Here is a 21,419-nt window from a genome sequence, read left to right as displayed (position 1 = left end):
GAGGAACTCCCCAAGACCTTTATGCTCACGGCACTAGGATAGGGTGATTAGCGTATTTCTGATTTAAGATTTCTCGATTAAGGTCGGAAAGGGAAAACTAGCAGATTTGCAGCTCCTCCTCGGCCTTCGTTTGAAATGTAAAGGTTGCCAGTTTGATCGAATGTGATTCCTTCTGGTTGTTTAAAAATAGAGGGATCCAACTCGAAGGCATCGATCAGTTCAAATTCGAGATCATAAGTAGCAAGCCAATTTCCTGCTGAGGAAATAATGTAAATCTCATCTCGAAGAGGGTGTTTTGCAGCTCCCGATGGTTGCATTTGGAATTTTTTGTCATCGTCGAGATTTGGAAGATTGCGGAAGTTCTTTCGTTTTATCTTTTGAGATTGATCCAGCAGGTATTCTTTTTCTGCTAGAGAAAAGGGATAAAATGAAGATTCCTTTGAGCCATCATCCCATTTGCAATCTTTACAAAAAACCCAAATGTAGTCACTGCCCTCCCAGTGAACGATCGCTTCAAAATCTCGCCTTTCTTTAAATGGAAAAGAATAGGTCTCCGTTTCTTGATTTTCCTGAAGTGGATTTTTGACTTCATAGAGTTTGCCGTTGCTCTCGAGTACCCATGCAACTCCGTCTATGACGAGCAAATCTTCGATATCTGTGTTTTTCGCAAATTTTTTATCATTGATGATTTCACCACTCTTTGGATCTAGGCTATATATGGAGGAGGATTCATCTTCAATGGCCCAGAGTTGATTGTCAGCCGTCCACTCAAGACCTGATACCTCGGCCATTTTTCTTGGCAAATTGACCACGGTCAATTCTTCCAAAGAATAAGGGGCTGGAAACCTGTAGTCCACTTTGGTTTCAACTTTGGAGAGACATTGGCCCAAGACCATTAACGAAAAAATTATTGATTTGCCTGGATACATGATTTTAAACAAATGGGTTTGTATGATCTAATATGCGAAAAAAAGTTGAAGGTAGTGAAGCCGACCTAGTTGATTCATTTTGAAGTAAAGGATAATACAAAGCCTATTATCTTCAGGTTTTCGACATAAAAGACCAAAATTGAGATGAAAAGTAACCCTAAGTCGCTAACCCTGGATTCACTTTTTTTTCGCTGTGATAGTTTCGTGAAGTTTAGAACTTAACTTTCCGATTCATCACTATACCATGAAAAAAGTTCTCGTCATCGAAGACGATCCCAACATCAGTGAACTGATCCGAATCCACTTGAGCGATTTGGGTTTCCAGATCCAAGTAAGAAACAATGGCCGAGAGGGCTTTGAGACAGCAAATAGCAATGCTTTTGAACTTATCGTGATGGATTTGATGCTTCCAGAAATGGATGGCATTTCCATCTGCCAGCGTTTGCGGGCATTAGATAATTATACGCCCATTTTGATGCTCACCGCCAAATCTGAAGAGATTGATAAGATCATAGGATTGGAGTCTGGCGCTGATGACTATCTCACCAAGCCATTTAAGATCAGGGAATTTATCGCCAGAGTAAAGGCTATTATGCGAAGGCAGGATGTCTACAAAGAGTCGGCTCAGGCGAAATCCAAGAATATGGTGTTTGGCGAATTGGAGTTGGATGAGTCGATGCGTAAGGTCATTTTGAATAAAAAAAGGATTGAATTGACTCCCAAAGAATTTGATTTGCTATTGCTGATGGCTAAAAATCCTGGGCGAAGTTATTCGAGGGGTGAACTTCTCGAGCTTATCTGGGGGTATGATTTTAGCGGTTATGAGCATACTGTTAACGCTCATATCAATCGACTCCGATCAAAAATCGAAAATGATCCGAATCAACCACAATTTATTCTCACGACTTGGGGCGTAGGCTATCGCTTCAATGATGAACTTTAACTCCTAATCATGAAAAGCTTATACTGGAGAATCTCGCTTTCATTTATTGCCGTCCTATTGATTGTCGGCTTTTCTTATGTGTTGATTACGGCTTATTCTACCCAGCGGTACTTCCAAGAGACTACGCAGCGATTGAATGCAGATGTGGCCGAATATCTGATTAAAGAAGTCAATCCCTTTCAGGATGGTGAAGTTAATGAGGAAGCCCTAGGGATCATTATGCACTCCATGATGGCCGTTAACCCTGGGATAGAAGTTTATCTTTTAAATCCAGAAGGCGAAATCTTGTCCTATGTGGTCTTGGATCAACTCGTAAAGTTGAAGCGAGTCAATATGCAACCCATCCTGAACTTCATTAAGACGGAGGGGGAAGAATATGTGTTAGGAGACGATCCCCGAAACCCTGGAGACGAAGCAGTCTTTTCCGCCACAGCAGTTTATGAAAATGGAAGCCTGCTAGGATTTGTTTATATCACTTTGGAGAGCGAAAAGTTTGATACCGTAGCCTCTTCGCTCTTCGGTAGTTATTGGATCAAATTAACTTTTACTTCCCTGGTGATTACGCTAGGTGTTGCCATGCTCATCGGTTTGGTTCTGATTAGCTGGCTGACCCGACATTTAAGGAAAATTATCGTTGCCGTGAATGAATTTAAGGAAGGCAACTTTGAATCAAGGGTGCCCACAACTGACTCTAAATCCGAATTGACTTTGCTAGGTGATACCTTCAATCAAATGGCTGACACCTTACTTGAAAACATTGAAGAGCTTAAAAAAGTGGATCGACTGCGAAGAGAACTCATCGCAAATGTCTCGCACGATCTGAGAAACCCACTTGCTATAATCAATGGCTATGTGGAGACGCTTCAGATCAAAGGAGAAAAGCTGACCAAAGAAGAAAAGACGAAATACTTAAAGATCATTACCGATTCTACAGATCGACTTACCAAGCTCGTGGCGGATCTTTTTGACTTGTCTAAGCTTGAATCGGGACAAATGAATGTTAAGCTTGAGAAGATCAAAATCCAAGAACTCCTGTATGATTCTTGCTTGAAGTATGAATTGCTGGCGCAAACCAAGAACATTGAGATAGAGACTACCATTTGTCAAAATCTCCCGACCGTTCAGGCGGATTTGTACTTGATGGATCGCGTGATTCAAAACCTGCTAGATAATGCTGTAAAATACACGCCGCAGAAAGGAAAAATTCTCATCGATGCATGTTCAAGTCCTAAAGGGGTGAGTGTGACTATTCGGAATTCTGGAAGTGGAATACCTCAAGCTGATTTGGAAGCGATCTTTGATCGATACTATAAAATAGATAAGGATAGAGAAGGAATAGAAGGTTCTGGATTAGGCTTGGCCATTGTAAAAAAGATTCTTTCGATTCATGGATCAGAAATCACGATTGAGTCAGACTCAGAGAGTTTTACTCAGTTTTCATTTGATCTTTCTGTCCAAGATTAAGCTTGATTCGTTTTTGTGATTAGATTCAAATGGTGTTGGCATCCTAAGTATAATTTGATTTTTTAACCCATTCCAACAAAAGTAAAACTCCTTCCATAAGGCAAAAAAAAGCGGCATTTGCCGCTTTTTTTGATGTTCATCGGGATCTATTATTGGAGTAGGGTAAAACCAAAAGGTATGGCCGCTGCACCACACCAAATGATTCCATGGGTGAATTTGGAGTCAGGAGCAGCTGCAAGTGGAAAGAAGTGTTCTCCAGCTTTACCTACCACAGAGACCAACTGAAAGCTTCCGGATTGGCTTAGATCTAAACGATCCGAATCGGAAAGATAAACCGTCACTGTACCAGTGCTGAATTTTGTGGTAAAATCGCTAGTCAGACGAACGAAATAAGCACCGGTATCATCTTTCACGATTTGAAACATCCCACGAGTGTTGGTGCTACTTTGTGCTGTAAGTGTTCCTCCTTTTTGCACTTCAAAATTGGTCGGGGCTTCCGCATCCGGAAGTTTATCCTTCGGTTTCATATCGTCCGAATCGCTACATGCACTGAGCACTGCAAAAACTAGCATGGCTAGAAAAAAGGGATTGAGGATCTTTTTCATAGGTATTTGATTTAAAATGTTTCAAGGTTTCTGAATAAAATTCTGTTTCTACTGTAAGTGATGAGCCCTTCTCTCTTCAGTTTCGATAGGGTCTGTGTTACTGTTTGGCGACTGGTATCAGTGTAAAGTGCCCACTCTTGATGGGTGAGGTTCACTTTGAGTAGGGTTTCGTCTCCGTAGCGTTTACCCATTCTTTGCGCCAGCTCTTTCATGTAAAAGCATATTCTAGCTTCTGCTTCCATGGTGATGACTCTTTCGTATCGAGCGATATTGATCGCTGCCAGCTCGGCCAAATGATTCAAAATTTGATCAACCCATTGCTCTGGTAGGCTAGAAATACATGAAATCTTCTCGATCGTGGTGTTTTCTTCTAATGCCACAGCAAAATGTGTGTGATGGGCATTTTTGCTTTGATGAAAACCTTTTTGCCCAAAGATTTGACCTTCTGTGACGATCTGAATAATGGTGCTTTCGCCATTTGGGAGCATTTTTTGTAGCTTGACCGATCCGGATTTTAATAAATAAAAGCCTTCGGCAATATCTCCCTGCCTGTAGATTCGCTTGCCCTTACTAAAGGTGTTAAGGCAAGTTCTTTCTCGTTGTGGATTGGGAATATAATTGATGATTGAAGTGATCATTTTTCGTTTGGTTTTCTTTGATATAAGATTCCAATGCTCCAGGTTCCTGCCGAATACAGGTTTCGTCTGGAGTAAATGAAATCCGCAAAGTTTCTATAGTTCAGATTTAGATGAAAATCCTTGTACGCCGGAAAACTCGCTCCAAAACTGTAGCTGGTATATTCCGTACCATCTCCACGTACAAAGTCCGTGGCCACCAAAACATCATCAACCGAATTCAAGCCGTTTAGCCGAGCATTGACCCACACGAGGTTAGCTACTTTATAGCCTACTTCTGCGCCGATAGCAATTTGATCGGAAAAGGATACCTCTTCGTATTCAGTTCGAAAATTATAGGCTGCGAAAATGCTCCCATAAAAGGGTGCATTAGGCAAGGCAAATGAACTGGCCAAGGTTGTCCACACATTAAATTCACCGTCGCCCGATGGAAGATTGATTTCTTCAAAATCATTGACTGTGCTTTGCGCAAAATTATTAGCCCTCCCAATTGGTATTTCGGGTGCGACTGAGATGCTCAAGGGCAGATACTTCTTGAGCAGAGAATGCTTAAACTCCAATCTCAGATCTCCCAAGCCGCTGACGGTTTCTGTGGTCTCGAAACCATTCCAGGTTTGTAATGGAAGGTTGGCGATTATCGTGAAGCGATCTGTCAAGCCGTACTCCCCATAGAAGACTAATGACTGCTGGGAAAATTTATTCGTGTTAAGAAGCTCTCCGCCCAAGGTATAGTAGTCCGAAGATTGGAAGGATTGAAAACTCAATTGATAAAAGCCCTCGCCCTTTTCCTTAGTCCATCCACTTTGAGCGAGCACAGGGCTATTGAATAAGAATAGGCACGAGCCTAATCCTAGGACTAGAACTCGTGCATACCTGGTGATTGAGCGTGTGGTCATCATTGCTTATTGTAGATTGGCATTGCCAAAAGGAACACCAACAGAGCCACACCACAGGATTACATGGGTGAAATTGGAGGTACTTGACCCTTGGGGGATTCGAAAGAAATTTTCTCCTGCATTTCTAACAGGACCCAAGGGGAGTAGATTAGGATTTCCATTGGCAGGGTCTGCCATAAAGGTGTCTGAAGTAGAGAGAAAGACAGTCACTGTACCCGTGGCAAGAGCGGTATTGAAGCTAGAACTGAATTGCAAAAATTCTACACCTTCCGAATCGGTTCCAAGAGAGGCAGTCCCCATGGACCCTGCATTGTTCTGGTCGATGAAGTTTCCTGAGCGAAGCACTGTGAGCTGACCGCTTGGCTTAGTGGGATCAATAATGACAGGATCTGTATCATCAGAGCAAGAGATAAGGCCAAAGAAGGCGACATAAATAAGAAGAAACATTTTTTTCATGGTATTATTGGTTTTTGATTTACACAAAGGTGGCTAGAGGATATCACGAAAAAATCACAGAAGATTAAACCTTTTAAACCACCGATAATCAGAATATTGCATACCCATAAATCAGTTTTATGATATGAAACATTTTGAAGTAGAGGAGTTTTTGAAGACTTCACTAGAAAATCTAGGCAGTGTAGAACTACAGGCCTTATGGTGGGATGGGAATGGAAATTGGCAGAAAGCACACGATCTTGTGGATGGACCTGCTTCCAAATCAGCGGCTAGAATCCATGCTTATTTGCATCGAAAAGAAGGAGACCTTTGGAATGCGGACTATTGGTATAGACGTGCCGGGGAAATCCGACCCGAACTGAGTCTCCAAGAGGAATGGGTAAATCTTTGTGAAAGATTTTCGAAGAGTTGATTAACATTATGATTTATAAAGGGTTATAAATCTATGTTCCTCTTTATTCAATTTATTGTTTTAATGTTTTCATTCAGCTCAGATGCTAAAGCCCCGAAGGATTTCCGATGGGAAAACCGTATTCTAATCTGTTATAATTGGGAAGAATCATCGAAAACGCAAGTCGAAGCTCTGGGTAATGGGTTTGAAGAGCGTAGACTACTTTACTTCGGTTTTAACGGTGAAGAGATTAGGGAGAGCAACTTCTCTGGTGAAATAGATGAGTCGAGCTTTTTGCAACTACGAAAAAATGAATCGGTGAAGTGGATCTTGATTGGATTAGATGGAGGTGTGAAGGCTTTTGGTGAGCAGAAACCAGAAATTGAAGAGGTTTTCAAAACCATAGACAGTATGCCTATGCGGCAGTCAGAAATTAGAAAAAGAGTGAAAGATGGTCGAAATAGGTAGAAAAAACTTCAAAAAGTAGTCAAAAATACCCAGTACTGGGTATTTTCTCGAGCTGGTAGATTCTTTAGTTTTGATATATATTAAAGAACCAGCCAGATGAAATTCTTCTATCTTTCTTCTCTCCCCACAGAAAATTCCAGGTTTGAAATTCATGAAAGGAATTGTGTGCACAAGCCCCCCTTGTTAGATTTAATTTATTTAGGGCCTTTTAATTCTGGTCAGGAGGCTCTTCGTGCAGCTCTATTAAAAAACAATAAAGCGGTGACTTGTACCACCTGCTGTCAGTCTACTTTTAGTCCAAGTTTTGTAAGCAGATCTAATCGAAACAGCCAGGTCTCCTTTTCGGATAGCCCAGAATAAAAGATTTCACTGCTCTTAGCATTTTCATTGGAATGTATTAATTTCGCCCTCACTTATAGAGGGCTTTGCTTTTTATAAGCTTTTCGGGACGGTTAGCGTTCGAAATAAAATAGTTCGGGGTGTGGCGCAGTCCGGTTAGCGTACACGTCTGGGGGGCGTGGGGTCGTGGGTTCAAATCCCGCCACCCCGACATTTATAGAGCAGTTCTTCGGAGCTGCTTTTTTTTTGATTAAGAATGGTGTATCAGGTCTAAGATGGCTGCCCATGTGAGTGTCTCCACTCACATTTCCTTTTCTCATGAAATGGTGTTAAGAAAAAGTCCGTTCAGTGAGTGAGGACACTCACCGAGGCAGAATTGCAGATGGTTCGGATTATTAGCAGATACTGTAGTTTTTTGGGACGGTTAGCGTATCCTGACCGAGGTCAGGAGGGTCGTGGGTTCTCCCGAAAGCTTTCGGGACCGCCACCCCGACATTTATAGAGCAGTTCTTCGGAGCTGCTTTTTTTTTAAGTCATGGAATTCAAGGTATACATACTTTAATCTCACAAGCTGGTTAAATACTACGCGGGCAAATGAATTAATACTTATTTGTTTCCTTCCATTCTTTAAACAAAAAGCCTTGGCTCCAAAAGAAACCAAGGCTCAAAATTTAGCATCCCCATTTGTATGGAGGTGGCTTGATAGATTCGCTACAAGGATTACCGGGTTCTGATGCATCTCTACATCGTTCTAGACCCTCTTCAATCGTGTACTTCGGATGTGGATAGGGTTGACCTTCGAAGAAGAGATCCATCTGTGCCAAGGCACAAATCATCATCTCATCATCTTTTGAAGGCGGTTTTGGTGCTCCAATTCCCTCTTTGTTTCCATACCATCTCATACAGGCCTGAGCCTTAGCATCCTCAGGGTCTATGCTGGGATTTTCCGAGTAAATCTTAAGGAAAGTAGCTGCGACCAGATCTTGTGCTTCGTACTGACTGATATTAGGAATTTTAGTCTTGTCGTCCGTACAAAGTCCAGTCACACCTGCCGCGATCATATGATTGCCAATGAGGTAGGGAGTTTCTCTTTTCGAATCTGGTCTCACCTTAAATTTCCCTGTTTGCATCACATTGACTTGAGGCACCTTGTCCTCTTGCGGCAGAATGTCCGTATATGCTGTTCTAAACCAACCTGGCGCCTGTGGGTCATAAAGAGGCGAACCACAAATCAATAGGGGAAGCGTGTATTTGCTGTCTTCTGGTAAGTCCGGGGGAGAAAGATAAAGCTCCAACATAGACTTGATATAGTCTCGATCTGGTCCTCCGTCAAAAAAACCAGAGGCCATCATGATCGGGAAATAGTCATTGGCATATTCACTCTCACCAGAGCCGGGAGCGGCGATAGGATTCACATCAATAAAGGTTTTGTAACGACTGATCTCAGAAGAGTCCACTCCGGCAGCCTCAAGAATCCGCCCCCAACGCTGGAAAGTCATGGCATTATCAAAGGTGCCTGCCTGCAATACCGCCCATGGTGGATAGTGCAGGAGCAGAAGGCCTTTTTGTCCCATGACATTCAGTCCAAGTGGAGGAAAGAGCTGCCATTTTGAGGTGCCGTCAGCAGGATTTTTGTTGACATGATATCCTTCCATTGGATTCCAAACGCCTAGCTCTTGAAGCAATTCCTTACCCCGTATTGCCTTTACAGCATAGTCTTTGCTGAAAATTTTAGCATGGGACGTACCGAAATTGACTAGCAAATTAATATCAGCTTCAGCATCAATTTCTATCAAATACTCCCCATCGACTAAGTCCACTTCGACCTTATCTATTTTTGAAATCCCGTCGGCTTTCAAAGAGTTTGAGGTGTAATGTGCGATTACATCGCAAAGGTTTTTGACCTTTAATTTTTTGGGGTCCGCGTCTTTGGCGGGAGGGTAAAGTTGATCTATAAAATGGGCAGAGCCCAGGGAGTATCTGTAAACAGTCATAAGCTTAAAATTTAGTTCAAAAATTATTTATTCCATCCAGTGAAATCAGAGATCACATGAAGTGAATCACTTTTGTATTTATCACTTGGATTCCAGGTAGTTTTTACCCAAAAATTCATTGCATTGCAAAAGTGTTCTTGAAAAACCTCACAGTTATGTGGTTCATTATCAAAAGTCGCGATCACGTTTCCATTTAAGGATTGAATTGATTTTATCGCATCAGCCTTGTAGTCGGCGTCCTTTTGGTCTTTGTCTAGTTTTAAATTGAGCTCGCATCTGCCTTGCCAAAATGGAAATCCTCTGTTGGTAAGGCTTAATGTGGTGCCTTGGCCCATTCCATTTCTTAACCCACGGTCTCCAATATGCCTTCCGGTCAGGTAGTAGATCAGGGCGCCGCCTTGATAGCAGGCATTCACAAAGTCTACAGCTCCAGGATTAGGAAGGTCTAAAGCCACATAGTCGTCAGTGAAAAAGGTAGATCCCCAATAGTTTCTAAACGGGGTAAGTGAGGCGCTATTCGGATCTAAGCCAGCTTGAGTAAGTGCAAAAGACACACTCCAATTCATATCACTCAACGTGAGACCGGATGCTACTTTCACAAAATCAGGATACTTATCTCCTTGGTCTGCGGCAAAGTTTTGAATGATGACAAGGTTTCTGCGCGCTGTGGCGAATAATGTGTCGTCCAGATCGAAGACTACTATTGGGAGGCTTTTGGAGGATTTGATATTAGCAAGTACTTGTTGAAGGGGTGAAAAGTTTTCCATAATTCGTAAAAAGGTTTAGATGTAAAAAGATAAAGTAAAAACTCAGATAATCAATGAATTATTCATTTGAAACTCTCGGATCAAATCATCGGCAGGAGAGGATTGCTGATTAGTATATTGCTCAAAGTACTCTAAGAGTAGATTCAGTTGCTCCTGACTTCTGAACCCAGCGGGTAAGGAGGTAAATCCTGAAATTGCTAGTTGGAAAAGCTTCAGCGCATAGTTAAAAAGAGCTTTATCCACTAGCCCAAAACTCGCTTTTTTCCAATACTGCTTTAAACCTGGAAGAATCTCTTCGGAGAGTTCCAAGACCGCGTCCAAGCTTTGATCATGATATAATAATCCACAGCAGAATGCCAGTGGGACCAATTGCCATTTTTCTGGTAATGCATCGCAGGACCGGAGTTCGAGAAAGCCTTTCAGTCTCACCTCTGGAAAGAGCAGTGTAAAATGATTTCGGAGATCATCTATCGTGGGAGAAATCCCGGAAATGGGATTTTGAAGCCAATCACCGAAGGAAAACCCTTTTGGTAGTGGCTTTGCTACCAATCGATGGATATGGATCAGAGGTGCGTTCAATCCGAAATCCAAATAGGAATCGATTAATGAGTCAAAATCCTGATTCTTTTTGAAATCCAAGGGAAATCCAGTTCGCTGACGATCTAGATTTTGCCAAAGAAAACTTCGATGCGACTTATGCGAAGTAAGCTTGCCTGCTTGGACAGGGGAATGTGAGAAAATGGCACTGAGAAATGGTGCGATTAGATTGGATGCGATTATTCTTTTTCGTCGGGTTTCTTTGCTTTGCCCTAGGTCTAAGTTAATGTGAATAGAGCATGTCAAAAGCATCATTTGTTTTCCATTCGGGCTGATGCCGTTCAGGTATTGCTGTAATGCTTGGTATCTTGGTTTTGGCAGTTGCAGCCCGATTTCAATTTCATCAAGCCAGGGATTGGTACCATAATGTGCAAATTGGATTTCCTCATTTTGGGAAATTTTATTGAGAAAAGCCCAAGTAGATTGTAATTGCGATTGAATTTGATCAAAGCTATAACAAGGAGCTGTGGCCACTTCCAATTGACCACCTGGCTCAAATTGGATAATGTCTCCGTGGGAAAGAATCACCTTATCGAGAAATCGATTGTGGTGTTCAGGTAGGGAATAAAACATCGATTCGTGCGAAGGGGATTCAGCTGTTTTTTCTACGCTGGCTGCAAGAGAATCTCCCCCTTCATAAAGTGGAACAGGTAGAATGGTTTTTTGATCGATGCGGTATGGAAAGCTCTCGATTTCCAATCCGATTAAGCCGGGCTGAACTGGATTTTTTTGTAGCCTTGGGCTGAAGAGTTCATCTTCAACAAACTTTCGACAAAGTTCCTGATTTAGGTTGGTGAATTCCATTAAAAAATAATTGATGGCATAATTACATTCTGTCGATATGTTCAGTTTTTTCTATCACTTTTTCTATTATTTCGATCTTTTTGAGGGTTTTCCAGAGTATTGGATTTTCAAAGGCGATACCCCCTCCGCCACGTCTTTCTTGGCTGATTTGGCGATTAATGTCCGCGATAATGATCATATTCTTTTGTTCGTCAAAAGAAATTCCCCATTTCGCATGGTCTTTTGAAAAACCCCAGCGGTATCCGTCCAAACCTATTTTCGATAAATCAATATCTACAATGTCCTCTGTCAATTCTGATTTTACAGAATCGATATCATCAAAGACCATCCCCCGGCGCCAAGTTTCTACACTCAGATTAATCGCCAATGTGGGTCCGATCAGATCTTTCCAAAAATCAAAACCTATTTCTCCTTTAGCCTTAGGTTTACTCCAAACCCTATTCTTGGCGATTAGGGAGAAAGTTTTTCCTTCCTTTGAAGCAAATGTCAGATTCGCGGGCTTACTTGGTTTTTCATAAGGAAGATTTTTTGCAAACTTATAAATCGCGTCGTCCACAGAGACTTCCTCCAAATTGGACTCATAGACTTGACCGTCATTTTGGGTATGAACCACCTCAGCTATCGCATTGGCGGTTTCATAATCTTTCAAGCTTATGCAAAGATAAGTTTGGCCAAATTTCCGTTCATTTTCTGGAAGTTCGATTTCAGCGCTAGTTGGAAATCTAGGAGTGGAGTGGAGGAGGTAAAAGCCAGAATTAGTTTCTTTTGAAAAAGCTAAAATTCCCTTCGAATGGCCTTTTTGACCTTGATTTTTGGGATTAGGGTTTTTTGTGGTTGGAGGAATTTCATCATTCCAAAGTACAAAACCACCTTTTTTTGGACTTGAAAAAATCTGGGCTAGAGTCAATCCCAAGGCCGACGTTTTTTCGTTCAACCGTGTTGAAGATAACTTAACCCCGTCTGTTGACTGCGCGTCAAAATAAAGAAATTCAAATCCTGTTGAATCCTTTTTTGGCCCTACGTTCATTGGAAGTTTGTACATAAACCACCAATCAACAGGTTTGCCATCCACATTACTCAAAGGTGAAATCATGACAGCTTAGTTTTCGAATTGGAAACTATCTCCTCGATACACGAATAGAATTCTGCTGCACAGTTCGTGGAAAAGAAATGATCTATCTCCTTGATTCCGGTGGGGCTGGTGACGTTGATCTCTGTGAGATAGTCGCCAATGACATCTATTCCAACGAATATGAGCCCTTTCTCCTTGAGGATTGGGCCAAGTTGGCGGCAAATCCAAAGGTCCCGATCTGTGAGCTTAAAGCCTTCCGCTTTCGCTCCCACAGCTAAATTGCCACGATGATCCCCTTTACTAGGAATTCGGGTGATTCCATAGGGAATTGGCTCTCCATTGATTAGAATAATCCGTTTATCTCCCTTGGTTTCAATCTCTGGAATATAAGCTTGGGCTTGCACATATTCGGTTTCTTTTCGAGTGATTTCTTCAAGAATTACATTCGTATTGATATCTCCTTCAGCGATGACGAAAATGGATTGACCACCCATTTTTCCTGTCGGCTTCACTACGATTTTCTGGTGCTTCTTGAGAAACTCTTTAAGGCGCTCTTTGGAGCGAGTGAGTATGCTTGATGGGCAGCATTGCGGAACCCAAGCCGTAAAGACCTTTTCATTGACATCTCGAAGGGATTGAGCTTTATTTACCACGAGTACTCCTTGTGCTTCAGCGAGCTCCAAAATATAGGTGGACATTATAAACTCGATATCAAAAGGAGGATCTTTTCGCATCAAAATGACATCCAAATCACCCAAAGAAGCTTCCTCTTGGCTTTGGACCTCATACCATTTGGACTGACTATCAAACAGCTTAACCCAAGTCAATTTTCCTTTTGCCTCTCCGTCGAGAATGAACAGGTCTTTCATTTCCAGATAAGCTACTTGGTGTCCGCGGGCCTGAGCTTCCAGCATGAGCGCTAGCGAAGTATCTTTTTTAGGATTGATCGAGTCTATTGGATCCATTACCACTCCGATTTTGAGGCGCTTTTTGTTAGTTTGATCCATAGGTAGCTGAGATTAAAAAGGTGTGTTGAGAAAAGGGATAATGTTTATTAATTATTTGAATGTCAAAACCTCATATCCTTGCCATGATTCAGAAGGCGGGTTGTCGGCATAGAAACTTGCTCTCTCTAGCAGAAGCCTGAAAACTGGGTCCTTTGGACTGATTTTGGACCCTTCAAGAAAGGCCATTTTTGCGTTCGCGAAATCCCGATTATAGTAAAAATCAAAGGCATCAGATAATAGCTTCATAGTAGATTCCTTTTTGGCTCTCCGCTCGTCATTCTCGGCATCTAAGACTTCATACAGCCTGATTGCTTTTTCTTTGCCTTTTACTGCCACCCGGTCCACCATGCGAATGGAGAATTTTTCAGGTTGATCTAAGGCTAAATATGTATTTTCTCCAATTAAAAACTGTGAACCATAGGTTTTGGTTAGGTTTTCAATTCTTGAAGCAAGATTTACCGTATCTCCCAAAACAGAACACTGCATACGGTCAAGACCCCCCATTGTACCTAAAACCAGAGGACCTGTATTTATCCCAATGCCCATGTTGAGTTGGGGCCGGTTTAAAGCAAGTGATTGTTGATTGAAACGCCAAAGTTCTTGTCCCATTTTAACGCCAGCTTCTACAGCTTGCTGCGCTGGTACGGCAAACAAGGCCAAAATTTCATCTCCGGAATAGGAATCGATAAACCCTCCAGCTTCAGTGATATGGGTACCTTGCTGGCTGTAGTATTCATTCAAAAGTTCAATCACCGCCTGGGGAGTCAATAGCTCTACCAAAGGAGTGAAATCTCGGATATCCGAGAATAGTACAGACATTTCCATGGACACGGATTCACCCAAGGCCACTTTTGCTATATCATTATGTCCCAAATGCTTTAGGAATTGGCTTGGGACAAATCTCTTTTGTGCCTTCAGCAGAATGTCTTGTTCCTCGTAAATTCTGGAGTTTTCTATTGAAATGGCCGCTTGAGCAGCTAGAAGTTTTATCACCTTGATTCTTCCTTCAGTAAAAGCGCTATGGGTTAAGTTATTTTCTAGATAGATCGCCAACTTCTGATTTTTATGATCAGCGATTGGTACACACATAACTGAAAGCGGATTTGTCAGAAGAATGTATGGATCTGTTGAGAAGTTATTGGGTTCAGACGCATTTCCTATCACGATGGGCTCATTGGTCCGAATGGCCGTATTGATGATGGTGACTGGCAAGCGATCCGATTCCATCGTAAGCTCTGAAGCACTTTGGGTGGAATAGTCCTCATCCAGATTGGATGCAAGAATTGATAATTGTCCATTGCTATCTTGCACAAGAAAGCCTCTTTGAGCACCGGCATTTTCGATCAGAATGTCCAGAGTAGCTTTCAGAAGTTTATCCAAAACAAGCTCACCAGAGATGGATTGGGAGGCCCTGAACACAGAATTCATATCCAATTGATCTCCACTAAAGCTATCTGAACGTACACTTCTTCCGGAGGTCTTGGAGCGCAGGGTTTTACCTGGAGAATATGGATTGCTCTGTCGGAAAATATCATATTCTTTTTCCATTTCCTCTATTTTGCGATGAGCTCCCCAACGGTAATAGAGATAATGTGCGGCTTTCAAATATCCCTCAGCCGCCTTTTCCAAGTTAATCCGAAGAAGGTATCGTCCCGCCATTTCATTGGCCATTGCTTCATCTCTCACAAAAGAATTGACTTTTGCTGCCTGAATCGCGGCTTCATAGATTTGGATTGCAGCATTAGTTTGGCCAAAGTGTCCTTCAAGCTCTGCTTCCATCAGTAATTTGAGGTGCTCAAAGTTGTCTGGACAATGCGCAGCCCAAAAGCTCATTCGCTCCAAGCTCGCTTTCATTTTCCGGATGCTCGAGGCCTGTCCTTCTTTGTCCTCCAACTCAAAATACATGGATCGAACCAAGAAGGAAATGATATGAAAGCGCACCAGTTGCGGCAAGGACATCACGGAAGCCATAAGCTTTTCTTGCTCCAAAATATGTTCAATGGCTCCTTTGGGATGATTATAGAGCAGATAAATCTCCGATTTATAAATATGGTAGTTTGCAATACCCGTCATAAACCTTCGCTCATGCATACCTTTCACGCACTCTGCCTCATTAAAATCCTCATTAGACATGGAGAAAGTACTTTCAGTTAGACCCTGAAAGTTCAATTGCATTTGAAGAAAAAGGGTGCCCGAATCATATGAATCCTGATATTCGCAGTCTTTGACGATAGTTAGAAGCTTTCTATGCTCTTTGGTCGCATATTCCAAGTCCAAACTGGGGTCCCAAATAATACAATCCTGTGCACTATAGGCCAAATAGAGTAAATCACCAGATTGATAACCTGCTTCTATTCCTTTTTTAAACCATGGAGTCATACTCGACCAATGCTTGCTCCAGTGATGAACAAACATGGCATATACATACATGATTCTTGACCTGAGAGCCAAGTCGTCAAAAGACTCGATCAAGTCAACACTGAGCTTTCCGTATTTGTACCCTTTGGCGGGATCGTCCAAGAACCCGCAAAGAATCATCCCATATGCTCCGTAAGCAAAAGCAGTTTCGGGACTATTTCCATATTTCAGAGCGAGATTTACGGATTTTAAGGTTAAGTAGGGGAAAAGAGTACCACTGCCAGATAAGAATGCTGCGGCAAAAATTTCCATCAAAAGCTGACTGGCTATTCGAGCTTTTGGGTCAGTAAGAGGGGGTGCTTGGATCAAATCTTCCACAGCTCTTCCCTTGAGATTAATGACCACATCTTGGACTTCCTGATCCACATCAGCCTGTGTGGGGTTTTCATTAAACACGAACCCAAGAGCTAAGAGGCCTTCTTGAGCAGCCACAATAGACTCCTTCATTTTACCAATGGTGGCATATTGCCTCGTCCGAGCGGAAAGAACAAGTGCCTTTTCGATTTCGGATCTGGAATGGGAAAGCATGATTTCGGTCCATTTCTCCGCATTTTCCCGATCACCTGTTAAGTAGAAACAGTGCTGAAGCTCCTCAGCTAGCTTCCATTTGAGGGAATAATTTTTTTCCCAATCAATATCTTTAAGAATTTCCAGGCTGATCTTGAGAAAGTTGAGGGCAGAAGCGTAGGCTGATGATTGCTTGGCTTTGATACCGGCTTTCAAATTCAGATCGGCAATTTCAACCAGCTCTTCTTGGTCTTTAACAAGAACTCTTCCTTCATTTAAATGGCTCACCACATCCATCAAAACATCCTCTAGCCCGTTTTCCCGAGTATGATTAAGGATAAGTCTTCCAATGGAAAGATGGACTTGCTTTCTTTTTTCAGGCAAAATCATGGTATAAACTGCCTGCTGCACCCGATCATGCTGAAACTTGTAAGTAGGATTTAGATGATTTGACTCTAATTCAAAACGATCTGAATTGGCTGGATCCTCACCGCCCTCGCCAACTCCAACAAGTTTGTAATTCTCATTGAGCGGCAGAATCATGTTTGCTTTTAAGGCATCATAGAGCTGAACAGCCGTTTTCTCCATTGTGCTTTCCCCAATGATCGCAAGGGTTTTCAAATCAAATTTAGCTCCTATACAGGCAGCTAGCTGAAGAATATTTTGTGTCTCGGACTTGAGTCTGTGCTGTCCCGCAACCAAAAAGTCAATGACATTATCACTTTGCTGGACCTTCTGAACTTGCTCCAGTTCCACTTCCCATTTACCTAAGCTGGAATTGAAGTAAATACTCCCTTGCTCGTAAAGATTCTTAAGAAGCTCAATCGTGAAAAATGGATTTCCATCGGTTTTTTCGAAAAGAATCTTGGCTAATGCATCCGTATCTTGGTCCACCCGCATGAGGGTGTCTTCTGTGATTTGATGTACCGCATCTATGCTCAGTGGCTTCAAAGATAGATGGTCAACTTTTCGCTTTTCTTCAATTTCGTTTAAAGTGAGACGAAAAGGGTGGGACTGGTCCACTTCATTGTCGCGGTATGCCCCTATGATTAGGAGGTTGCTCAAGTCTTGATTGGTCACCAATCTCTGAATCAAATTGAGCGTGGGAATATCACTCCACTGCAAGTCGTCCAAAAAGATGACCATGGGGTGAAGCTCATTTGCAAAAACTTTGACAAAGTTCAAAAATTGAATTAGGAATCTATTTTGGGACTCTTCTGGAGAGAGTTCCTGAACTACTTGCTGAGGTCCGATGATCAACTCCAGTTCTGGGATTAGATCGATGATGAGTTGAGCATTGCTTCCCAAAGCCTCAGAGATACGTTCATTCCAATGATCGAGTCTTTCTTTTGGTTCACCCAAAAGTTGTCTTACGAGATCTCGAAAAGCATTAGAAAGCGCTCTATAGGCCGTATTTTGCTTGAATTGTTCAAATTTTCCATGGATCAAGTATCCATGCTTTTTTACTATGGAACGTCCCAATTCATGAACAAGGACTGATTTTCCTACTCCTGAATAGCCAGCCACTAGGCAAAATTCTACCGCACCATCTGCGGCTTTTGTAAAAAACTCTTCGAGCTTCTGCAGCTCGGCATTCCGACCGTATATTTTTTGAGGGATCTGAAATTGACTTGATGCATCGAATTGTGCCAGTTCAAAGTCTGGGTTGTCTTTTCCATTTTTAAGAGCATCCCAGATTCTTCCCAAATCAGATTTTAATCCAAAACTACTTTGGTACCGATCTTCTGCATTTTTTGCCATCAATTTGGCTACCAGATTGGATAAAGCCATCGGTATTTTGGGATTGACCTCATGAAGTGGATCAGCTTTTTTACTGATATGAGCGTAAACCCATTCCAAAGCGTCATTCGCCTGAAAAGGAAGCTTTCCTGAGAGCATTTGATAGAAGGAAATCCCTAAGGCATAATAGTCAGTCCTATAATCTATGTCCCGATTCATTCGGCCCGATTGCTCGGGTGAAAGGTAGGGGAGGGAACCTTCGATGACTTTGGAAAAGGTCACGTCTTGATGCTCTCGAAAAAGCTCAGAAGATGCGCTGAAATCAATAATTCGCAGATCTTTCGTTTTGGGATCAATCAGGATATTACGAGGGACCAGATCCTTATGAATAATCCGGTTTTCGTGTACGACTCCAAGAGCCTCCACGATTTTAATCGCAATCTTGAAAAACTCAGCCAAGGGAATGGTTTTGTTCTCAAGACTTTCTAAATATTGGCTGAGTGAAATTCCAAATGGCTCCATGGCGATAGCAAGATTCCCATTACCATAGGGTATGAGTTCATATGCCTTGATCACATCTTGCCCTTGAACTTTTGTAAGAATATTGAATTCTCTTCGGATACTAGCGAGCCATTCTTTTTTAGGATAGTGGTCCTGAAGCGTTTTCAAGACCACTTCTTGGTCATCGAGAGTTCTTTTGGCTCTGTAAATCACATGAGGAAAAGAGTCACAGATTTTCTCCAATACCGAATGGTTCGGAATCCTATCCGTGATGCTATTCTCCTTTTTCTTACTCACTAACTAGACGTTAAAAAACCTGTTGAATGTTTGGTGGTACTCAGCTTGAGCATTGTTTATAAATGGATAACCATGACCGCAGAGTGCATGTTCGAAAGGAATTTCTTTCAAACGGATAAAATCACTTGGCTCAGGTTTACTTTCGTGAAGCCAAGCTAGTCCCAAGTTAGCCTTGACAAAGAAATTCATATTGGCCATGGTACTTACCGTTTCAGGGTCAAAAAACTCATCTGGTTCTACCCAGTTCTGAAGAGAGTCGCAAGCGATCATTACTCCACCTTCACGATCTAATCGGAGAATGCCTTCTGGTCTTTGTACCGATTTGAATTCGAAAAAGGAGCAATCGCTAAACGGCATTTCCCCGCCTTCGGTTAGCAGCTTATCGACTTTAAGATCTTTTTGTACACCCATGCCTGGCATTGCCCAAAAGGTAGCTTTGTAGTGATCTACGTAAAATGGATCATCAACGCCGTGCATGTCTCCGATTCGTACCACGTTGACTACCTTTCCGAGTTTGTCAAGTTCGGCCAGTCCTTCATCATTTAGGCGAACAGAATTAATAATGGTGAGATTTCCATTGTCCCGGACCACGGTCATATTTCTACTAAACTGCCACATAGAGCCAAAAAATTCATTTTTCATCGATCCAGTCACGAAAAATACGTCTGGTAATACTTCCTGAATGTTGCCATGAGGAAGTGCGTCTTGATACTGTGTCATAACTAAACTTAATTTGTGTGTGATAAACGTTTGATAAATATCCTATTTTCAAAAATAATATTCTTCCATTCTACCTAAGTATTGGAATTCTTTTTCGTATTCGTGCAAATAAGCATTGAGGTAGTTTTTCGCTCCTGTAGAGATTTTTCCCTTTTTGATATCCTCCATTGTTTCCTGACCTGTACTGCTATCATGTCTTTTGGCATGAAATAGCGTCATATCCTTGCCGCCAAATAATGACTTTACCGGTGCTAGTTTTGGTCTACATTCAGACATGTCAAAAACAAATCCTGAGAGCACGGTTAAGCTTGGATTATCCCTGACCTCATCGAAAGTGAAAACCTGATTCGAACTTGGGTTGAAACTAGGATAATCCTTGATTTCTAATATTTCTTGGGACTCAAGCTTTGAAATATATTTCGGTGAAAAACCGGCTTCTTTAGCTCCTTTCAAGATGATGGAAAGATATCTACGGGTAGGAAGACAAGATTCATTCAGATAAGCTGGAAGTCCCACATAGGCAAAAGCTTTCTTTATTGATCCATCGATTGTTTCTACTTCTATTTCGACTCTGTCGTATCCTACGCCCTTGGATTCCATGGCATCCAGCGAAGCCAAACTCTCGTCTGGGCAGGCATGGAGCATTCCCTCCACGAAGGATTCTGCATTGGAGGATGGCTCGATATTGCCCATACCACCTTCATGTTTGAACCAATGCTCAACATTGAATTTTAATTCCCAACCTCTCAAAAAAGCACGCTCAGACGAAAATGGATTCACTCCTTTGGCTCTAAGTGAGATCATATTGATGTTGGAACCGTACCCGAAGTAATAAAACATCTTATGGGTTGAAATTATAGGCCTGATCTTCTTGATTCATGATTTCAGTAAGCCTGGGATTTGCAGTCCAGTAGGCTGTGAGAGAGTCCAAAACTTTAAAGGGGCAATCCTGTGGGTGCTTAGACATGCGGGCTTGCCATCCTGCCGAAATCAAATCCTGAGTTAGAAGTTTCTCTTTAGCTTCCGAATAAGGTTTGTCTGCATAATACAAGTATTCACTTGGATGATTGGCCGCCAAAACGGGTGTTTTGGTGTCATCATCAAAGAAGTGGATTTCAGCTATTTTCAACGTATCAAAATATCCATCAATTTGATTAGAGTAATTTTTCTTTAGCCAGTCATGTACGGGACTTCCATGAGCCACAAGTGGAACCGTGGTCTTTTTATAGGTCCTGAGTCTCGCCTGAAGCATGACTTTGACATAATCAGTGAAAGTATCATTGAAGGGATTAATCCCATCGGCATCCCCACCAGGTGCACCCAAGGGGACACAATCTACCACACTCTCCAACACCGAGAAATTGGTGTCATGTACGCCATTGTAGCCTAGAAGATTTTCCCATCGACGATTGGTTGGTGAAAACAAATAATCAGTGTAGTCATAGGTCTCAATCGGTGGGAAATGCAAAAACTGCACAGATCGAGTGCTAGCCATAGCAGTTCCAAAAGGCAAAATAAATCTCATTTCCTTTCCCGTACTATTTATCACCGAATCAATCATGCTCTGTTTGTCCCGCTTTATTTCCAGCGCCTTTTGAGCCGCAGAAATGAAATCTGGAACTTTGGTTTCATAGGCCGATAGATCATGATGTGGGCTAGAAAGTTTTAAATTATACGTTCCGTCTTTTTGCCAAACCTTGGCCCAAGCCCCAAAAAAACCATCGCGCTGAAGCGTGAGGTTAAATGCATGTCCTATGAAAGTTTCCAGATTTGTAAGTCCAGCGATACTTTTTTCGGCCGTGAAAGAGAATATTTCTGCTAAATCATCTTCCGTGCAGGATAGGGTAAGATCAACACTGTTTTTCATAG

The 21,419-nt window shown here is 42.1% G+C and carries 18 protein-coding genes and 1 tRNA gene; 5 read left to right on the top strand and 14 right to left on the bottom strand.

Annotated elements, in window-relative coordinates; all coding sequences use genetic code 11:
- Nucleotides 1-77: 77 nt before the first annotated feature.
- Nucleotides 78-857 carry an SdiA-regulated domain-containing protein gene (locus ACFOSV_RS16750; RefSeq protein WP_377907198.1) on the bottom strand — a complete coding sequence of 260 codons (780 nt, stop codon included), beginning with the start codon at nucleotides 855-857 and terminating at the stop codon, nucleotides 78-80.
- Nucleotides 858-1,173: 316 nt separating this feature from the next.
- Between ACFOSV_RS16750 and ACFOSV_RS16745 the strand changes: the two genes are divergently transcribed.
- Together ACFOSV_RS16745 and ACFOSV_RS16740 are read left to right on the top strand one after the other, a co-directional pair.
- Entirely contained in the window at nucleotides 1,174-1,872 is a 699-nt protein-coding gene (locus ACFOSV_RS16745; RefSeq protein WP_377907197.1) for a response regulator, read from the top strand.
- A 9-nt stretch (nucleotides 1,873-1,881) separates the two neighbouring features.
- Nucleotides 1,882-3,336 carry a sensor histidine kinase gene (locus ACFOSV_RS16740; RefSeq protein WP_377907196.1) on the top strand — a complete coding sequence of 485 codons (1,455 nt, stop codon included), beginning with the start codon at nucleotides 1,882-1,884 and terminating at the stop codon, nucleotides 3,334-3,336.
- Between the two features lie 149 nt (nucleotides 3,337-3,485).
- On the opposite strand, the gene ACFOSV_RS16735 is transcribed toward ACFOSV_RS16740, so the two are convergent.
- The 4 genes from ACFOSV_RS16735 to ACFOSV_RS16720 are packed head-to-tail and all read right to left on the bottom strand — an operon-like array spanning nucleotide 3,486 to nucleotide 5,928.
- Nucleotides 3,486-3,941 carry a hypothetical protein gene (locus ACFOSV_RS16735; RefSeq protein ID WP_377907195.1) on the bottom strand — a complete coding sequence of 152 codons (456 nt, stop codon included), beginning with the start codon at nucleotides 3,939-3,941 and terminating at the stop codon, nucleotides 3,486-3,488.
- An 11-nt stretch (nucleotides 3,942-3,952) separates the two neighbouring features.
- Nucleotides 3,953-4,579: a Crp/Fnr family transcriptional regulator gene (locus ACFOSV_RS16730; RefSeq protein ID WP_377907194.1), complete on the bottom strand. Its 627-nt coding sequence runs from the start codon at nucleotides 4,577-4,579 to the stop codon at nucleotides 3,953-3,955.
- Nucleotides 4,576-5,475, bottom strand: coding sequence for a hypothetical protein (locus tag ACFOSV_RS16725; RefSeq protein WP_377907193.1), 900 nt, complete (start codon nucleotides 5,473-5,475; stop codon nucleotides 4,576-4,578). Before ACFOSV_RS16725 ends, ACFOSV_RS16730 begins: the two co-directional genes overlap by 4 nt.
- A gap of 3 nt (nucleotides 5,476-5,478) precedes the next feature.
- Complete coding sequence (locus ACFOSV_RS16720) at nucleotides 5,479-5,928, bottom strand: DM13 domain-containing protein (protein ID WP_377907192.1); 450 nt, start codon at nucleotides 5,926-5,928, stop codon at nucleotides 5,479-5,481.
- A 124-nt stretch (nucleotides 5,929-6,052) separates the two neighbouring features.
- Here ACFOSV_RS16720 and ACFOSV_RS16715 point away from each other — a divergent pair, with 124 nt between their 5' ends.
- From ACFOSV_RS16715 to ACFOSV_RS16705, 3 genes are all read left to right on the top strand, one after another.
- A complete protein-coding gene (locus ACFOSV_RS16715) occupies nucleotides 6,053-6,340 on the top strand; it encodes a hypothetical protein (RefSeq protein WP_377907191.1) in 288 nt (95 codons plus the stop codon).
- Nucleotides 6,341-6,403: 63 nt separating this feature from the next.
- Complete coding sequence (locus tag ACFOSV_RS16710; protein ID WP_377907190.1) at nucleotides 6,404-6,787, top strand: DUF4174 domain-containing protein; 384 nt, start codon at nucleotides 6,404-6,406, stop codon at nucleotides 6,785-6,787.
- Between the two features lie 475 nt (nucleotides 6,788-7,262).
- A tRNA-Pro gene (locus ACFOSV_RS16705) sits at nucleotides 7,263-7,337 on the top strand.
- A 460-nt stretch (nucleotides 7,338-7,797) separates the two neighbouring features.
- On the opposite strand, the gene ACFOSV_RS16700 is transcribed toward ACFOSV_RS16705, so the two are convergent.
- From ACFOSV_RS16700 to ACFOSV_RS16660, 9 genes are read right to left on the bottom strand one after another with little or no spacing between them, the layout of a single operon-like run.
- Entirely contained in the window at nucleotides 7,798-9,120 is a 1,323-nt protein-coding gene (locus ACFOSV_RS16700; RefSeq protein WP_377907189.1) for a hypothetical protein, read from the bottom strand.
- A gap of 23 nt (nucleotides 9,121-9,143) precedes the next feature.
- Complete coding sequence (locus tag ACFOSV_RS16695) at nucleotides 9,144-9,887, bottom strand: hypothetical protein (RefSeq protein WP_377907188.1); 744 nt, start codon at nucleotides 9,885-9,887, stop codon at nucleotides 9,144-9,146.
- Between the two features lie 42 nt (nucleotides 9,888-9,929).
- A complete protein-coding gene (locus tag ACFOSV_RS16690; RefSeq protein WP_377907187.1) occupies nucleotides 9,930-11,288 on the bottom strand; it encodes a glutamate-cysteine ligase family protein in 1,359 nt (452 codons plus the stop codon).
- 22 nt (nucleotides 11,289-11,310) lie between these two features.
- Nucleotides 11,311-12,381, bottom strand: coding sequence for a deoxyribonuclease II family protein (locus ACFOSV_RS16685; protein WP_377907186.1), 1,071 nt, complete (start codon nucleotides 12,379-12,381; stop codon nucleotides 11,311-11,313).
- Nucleotides 12,378-13,367: a glutathione synthase gene (gene gshB / locus ACFOSV_RS16680; protein ID WP_377907185.1), complete on the bottom strand. Its 990-nt coding sequence runs from the start codon at nucleotides 13,365-13,367 to the stop codon at nucleotides 12,378-12,380. The genes ACFOSV_RS16685 and gshB overlap by 4 nt, the downstream gene beginning before the upstream one ends.
- Before the next feature lie 51 nt (nucleotides 13,368-13,418).
- Nucleotides 13,419-18,830 (bottom strand): AAA family ATPase, encoded by a 5,412-nt coding sequence (locus tag ACFOSV_RS16675; RefSeq protein WP_377907184.1) that lies wholly within the window; start codon nucleotides 18,828-18,830, stop codon nucleotides 13,419-13,421.
- A gap of 3 nt (nucleotides 18,831-18,833) precedes the next feature.
- Nucleotides 18,834-19,550 carry a hypothetical protein gene (locus ACFOSV_RS16670; RefSeq protein WP_377907183.1) on the bottom strand — a complete coding sequence of 239 codons (717 nt, stop codon included), beginning with the start codon at nucleotides 19,548-19,550 and terminating at the stop codon, nucleotides 18,834-18,836.
- A gap of 48 nt (nucleotides 19,551-19,598) precedes the next feature.
- On the bottom strand, nucleotides 19,599-20,390 hold the full coding sequence (locus tag ACFOSV_RS16665; protein ID WP_377907182.1) for a gamma-glutamylcyclotransferase family protein: 792 nt from the start codon (nucleotides 20,388-20,390) through the stop codon (nucleotides 19,599-19,601).
- A gap of 1 nt (nucleotide 20,391) precedes the next feature.
- Nucleotides 20,392-21,417 (bottom strand): hypothetical protein, encoded by a 1,026-nt coding sequence (locus tag ACFOSV_RS16660; protein WP_377907181.1) that lies wholly within the window; start codon nucleotides 21,415-21,417, stop codon nucleotides 20,392-20,394.
- Between the last annotated feature and the right edge of the window lie 2 nt (nucleotides 21,418-21,419).

Source organism: Algoriphagus namhaensis (assembly GCF_042649705.1).
GTDB lineage: Bacteria > Bacteroidota > Bacteroidia > Cytophagales > Cyclobacteriaceae > Algoriphagus > Algoriphagus namhaensis.
The sequence above is the reverse complement of the archived record's forward strand: the minus strand, read 5'-3'. Positions and strand labels throughout refer to the sequence as shown.

Excerpts from the sequence above, each read along its gene's own strand:
- ACFOSV_RS16745 (WP_377907197.1), top strand. The coding sequence starts at position 1,174 with ATGAAAAAAGTTCTCGTCATCGAAGACGATCCCAACATCAGTGAACTG.
- ACFOSV_RS16715 (WP_377907191.1), top strand. The coding sequence starts at position 6,053 with ATGAAACATTTTGAAGTAGAGGAGTTTTTGAAGACTTCACTAGAAAAT.
- ACFOSV_RS16730 (WP_377907194.1), bottom strand. The coding sequence starts at position 4,579 with ATGATCACTTCAATCATCAATTATATTCCCAATCCACAACGAGAAAGA.
- ACFOSV_RS16685 (WP_377907186.1), bottom strand. The coding sequence starts at position 12,381 with ATGATTTCACCTTTGAGTAATGTGGATGGCAAACCTGTTGATTGGTGG.
- ACFOSV_RS16710 (WP_377907190.1), top strand. The coding sequence starts at position 6,404 with ATGTTTTCATTCAGCTCAGATGCTAAAGCCCCGAAGGATTTCCGATGG.
- ACFOSV_RS16720 (WP_377907192.1), bottom strand. The coding sequence starts at position 5,928 with ATGAAAAAAATGTTTCTTCTTATTTATGTCGCCTTCTTTGGCCTTATC.
- ACFOSV_RS16665 (WP_377907182.1), bottom strand. The coding sequence starts at position 20,390 with ATGTTTTATTACTTCGGGTACGGTTCCAACATCAATATGATCTCACTT.
- ACFOSV_RS16735 (WP_377907195.1), bottom strand. The coding sequence starts at position 3,941 with ATGAAAAAGATCCTCAATCCCTTTTTTCTAGCCATGCTAGTTTTTGCA.
- ACFOSV_RS16700 (WP_377907189.1), bottom strand. The coding sequence starts at position 9,120 with ATGACTGTTTACAGATACTCCCTGGGCTCTGCCCATTTTATAGATCAA.
- ACFOSV_RS16660 (WP_377907181.1), bottom strand. The coding sequence starts at position 21,417 with ATGAAAAACAGTGTTGATCTTACCCTATCCTGCACGGAAGATGATTTA.
- ACFOSV_RS16670 (WP_377907183.1), bottom strand. The coding sequence starts at position 19,550 with ATGACACAGTATCAAGACGCACTTCCTCATGGCAACATTCAGGAAGTA.
- ACFOSV_RS16695 (WP_377907188.1), bottom strand. The coding sequence starts at position 9,887 with ATGGAAAACTTTTCACCCCTTCAACAAGTACTTGCTAATATCAAATCC.
- ACFOSV_RS16725 (WP_377907193.1), bottom strand. The coding sequence starts at position 5,475 with ATGATGACCACACGCTCAATCACCAGGTATGCACGAGTTCTAGTCCTA.
- ACFOSV_RS16690 (WP_377907187.1), bottom strand. The coding sequence starts at position 11,288 with ATGGAATTCACCAACCTAAATCAGGAACTTTGTCGAAAGTTTGTTGAA.
- ACFOSV_RS16740 (WP_377907196.1), top strand. The coding sequence starts at position 1,882 with ATGAAAAGCTTATACTGGAGAATCTCGCTTTCATTTATTGCCGTCCTA.
- gshB (WP_377907185.1), bottom strand. The coding sequence starts at position 13,367 with ATGGATCAAACTAACAAAAAGCGCCTCAAAATCGGAGTGGTAATGGAT.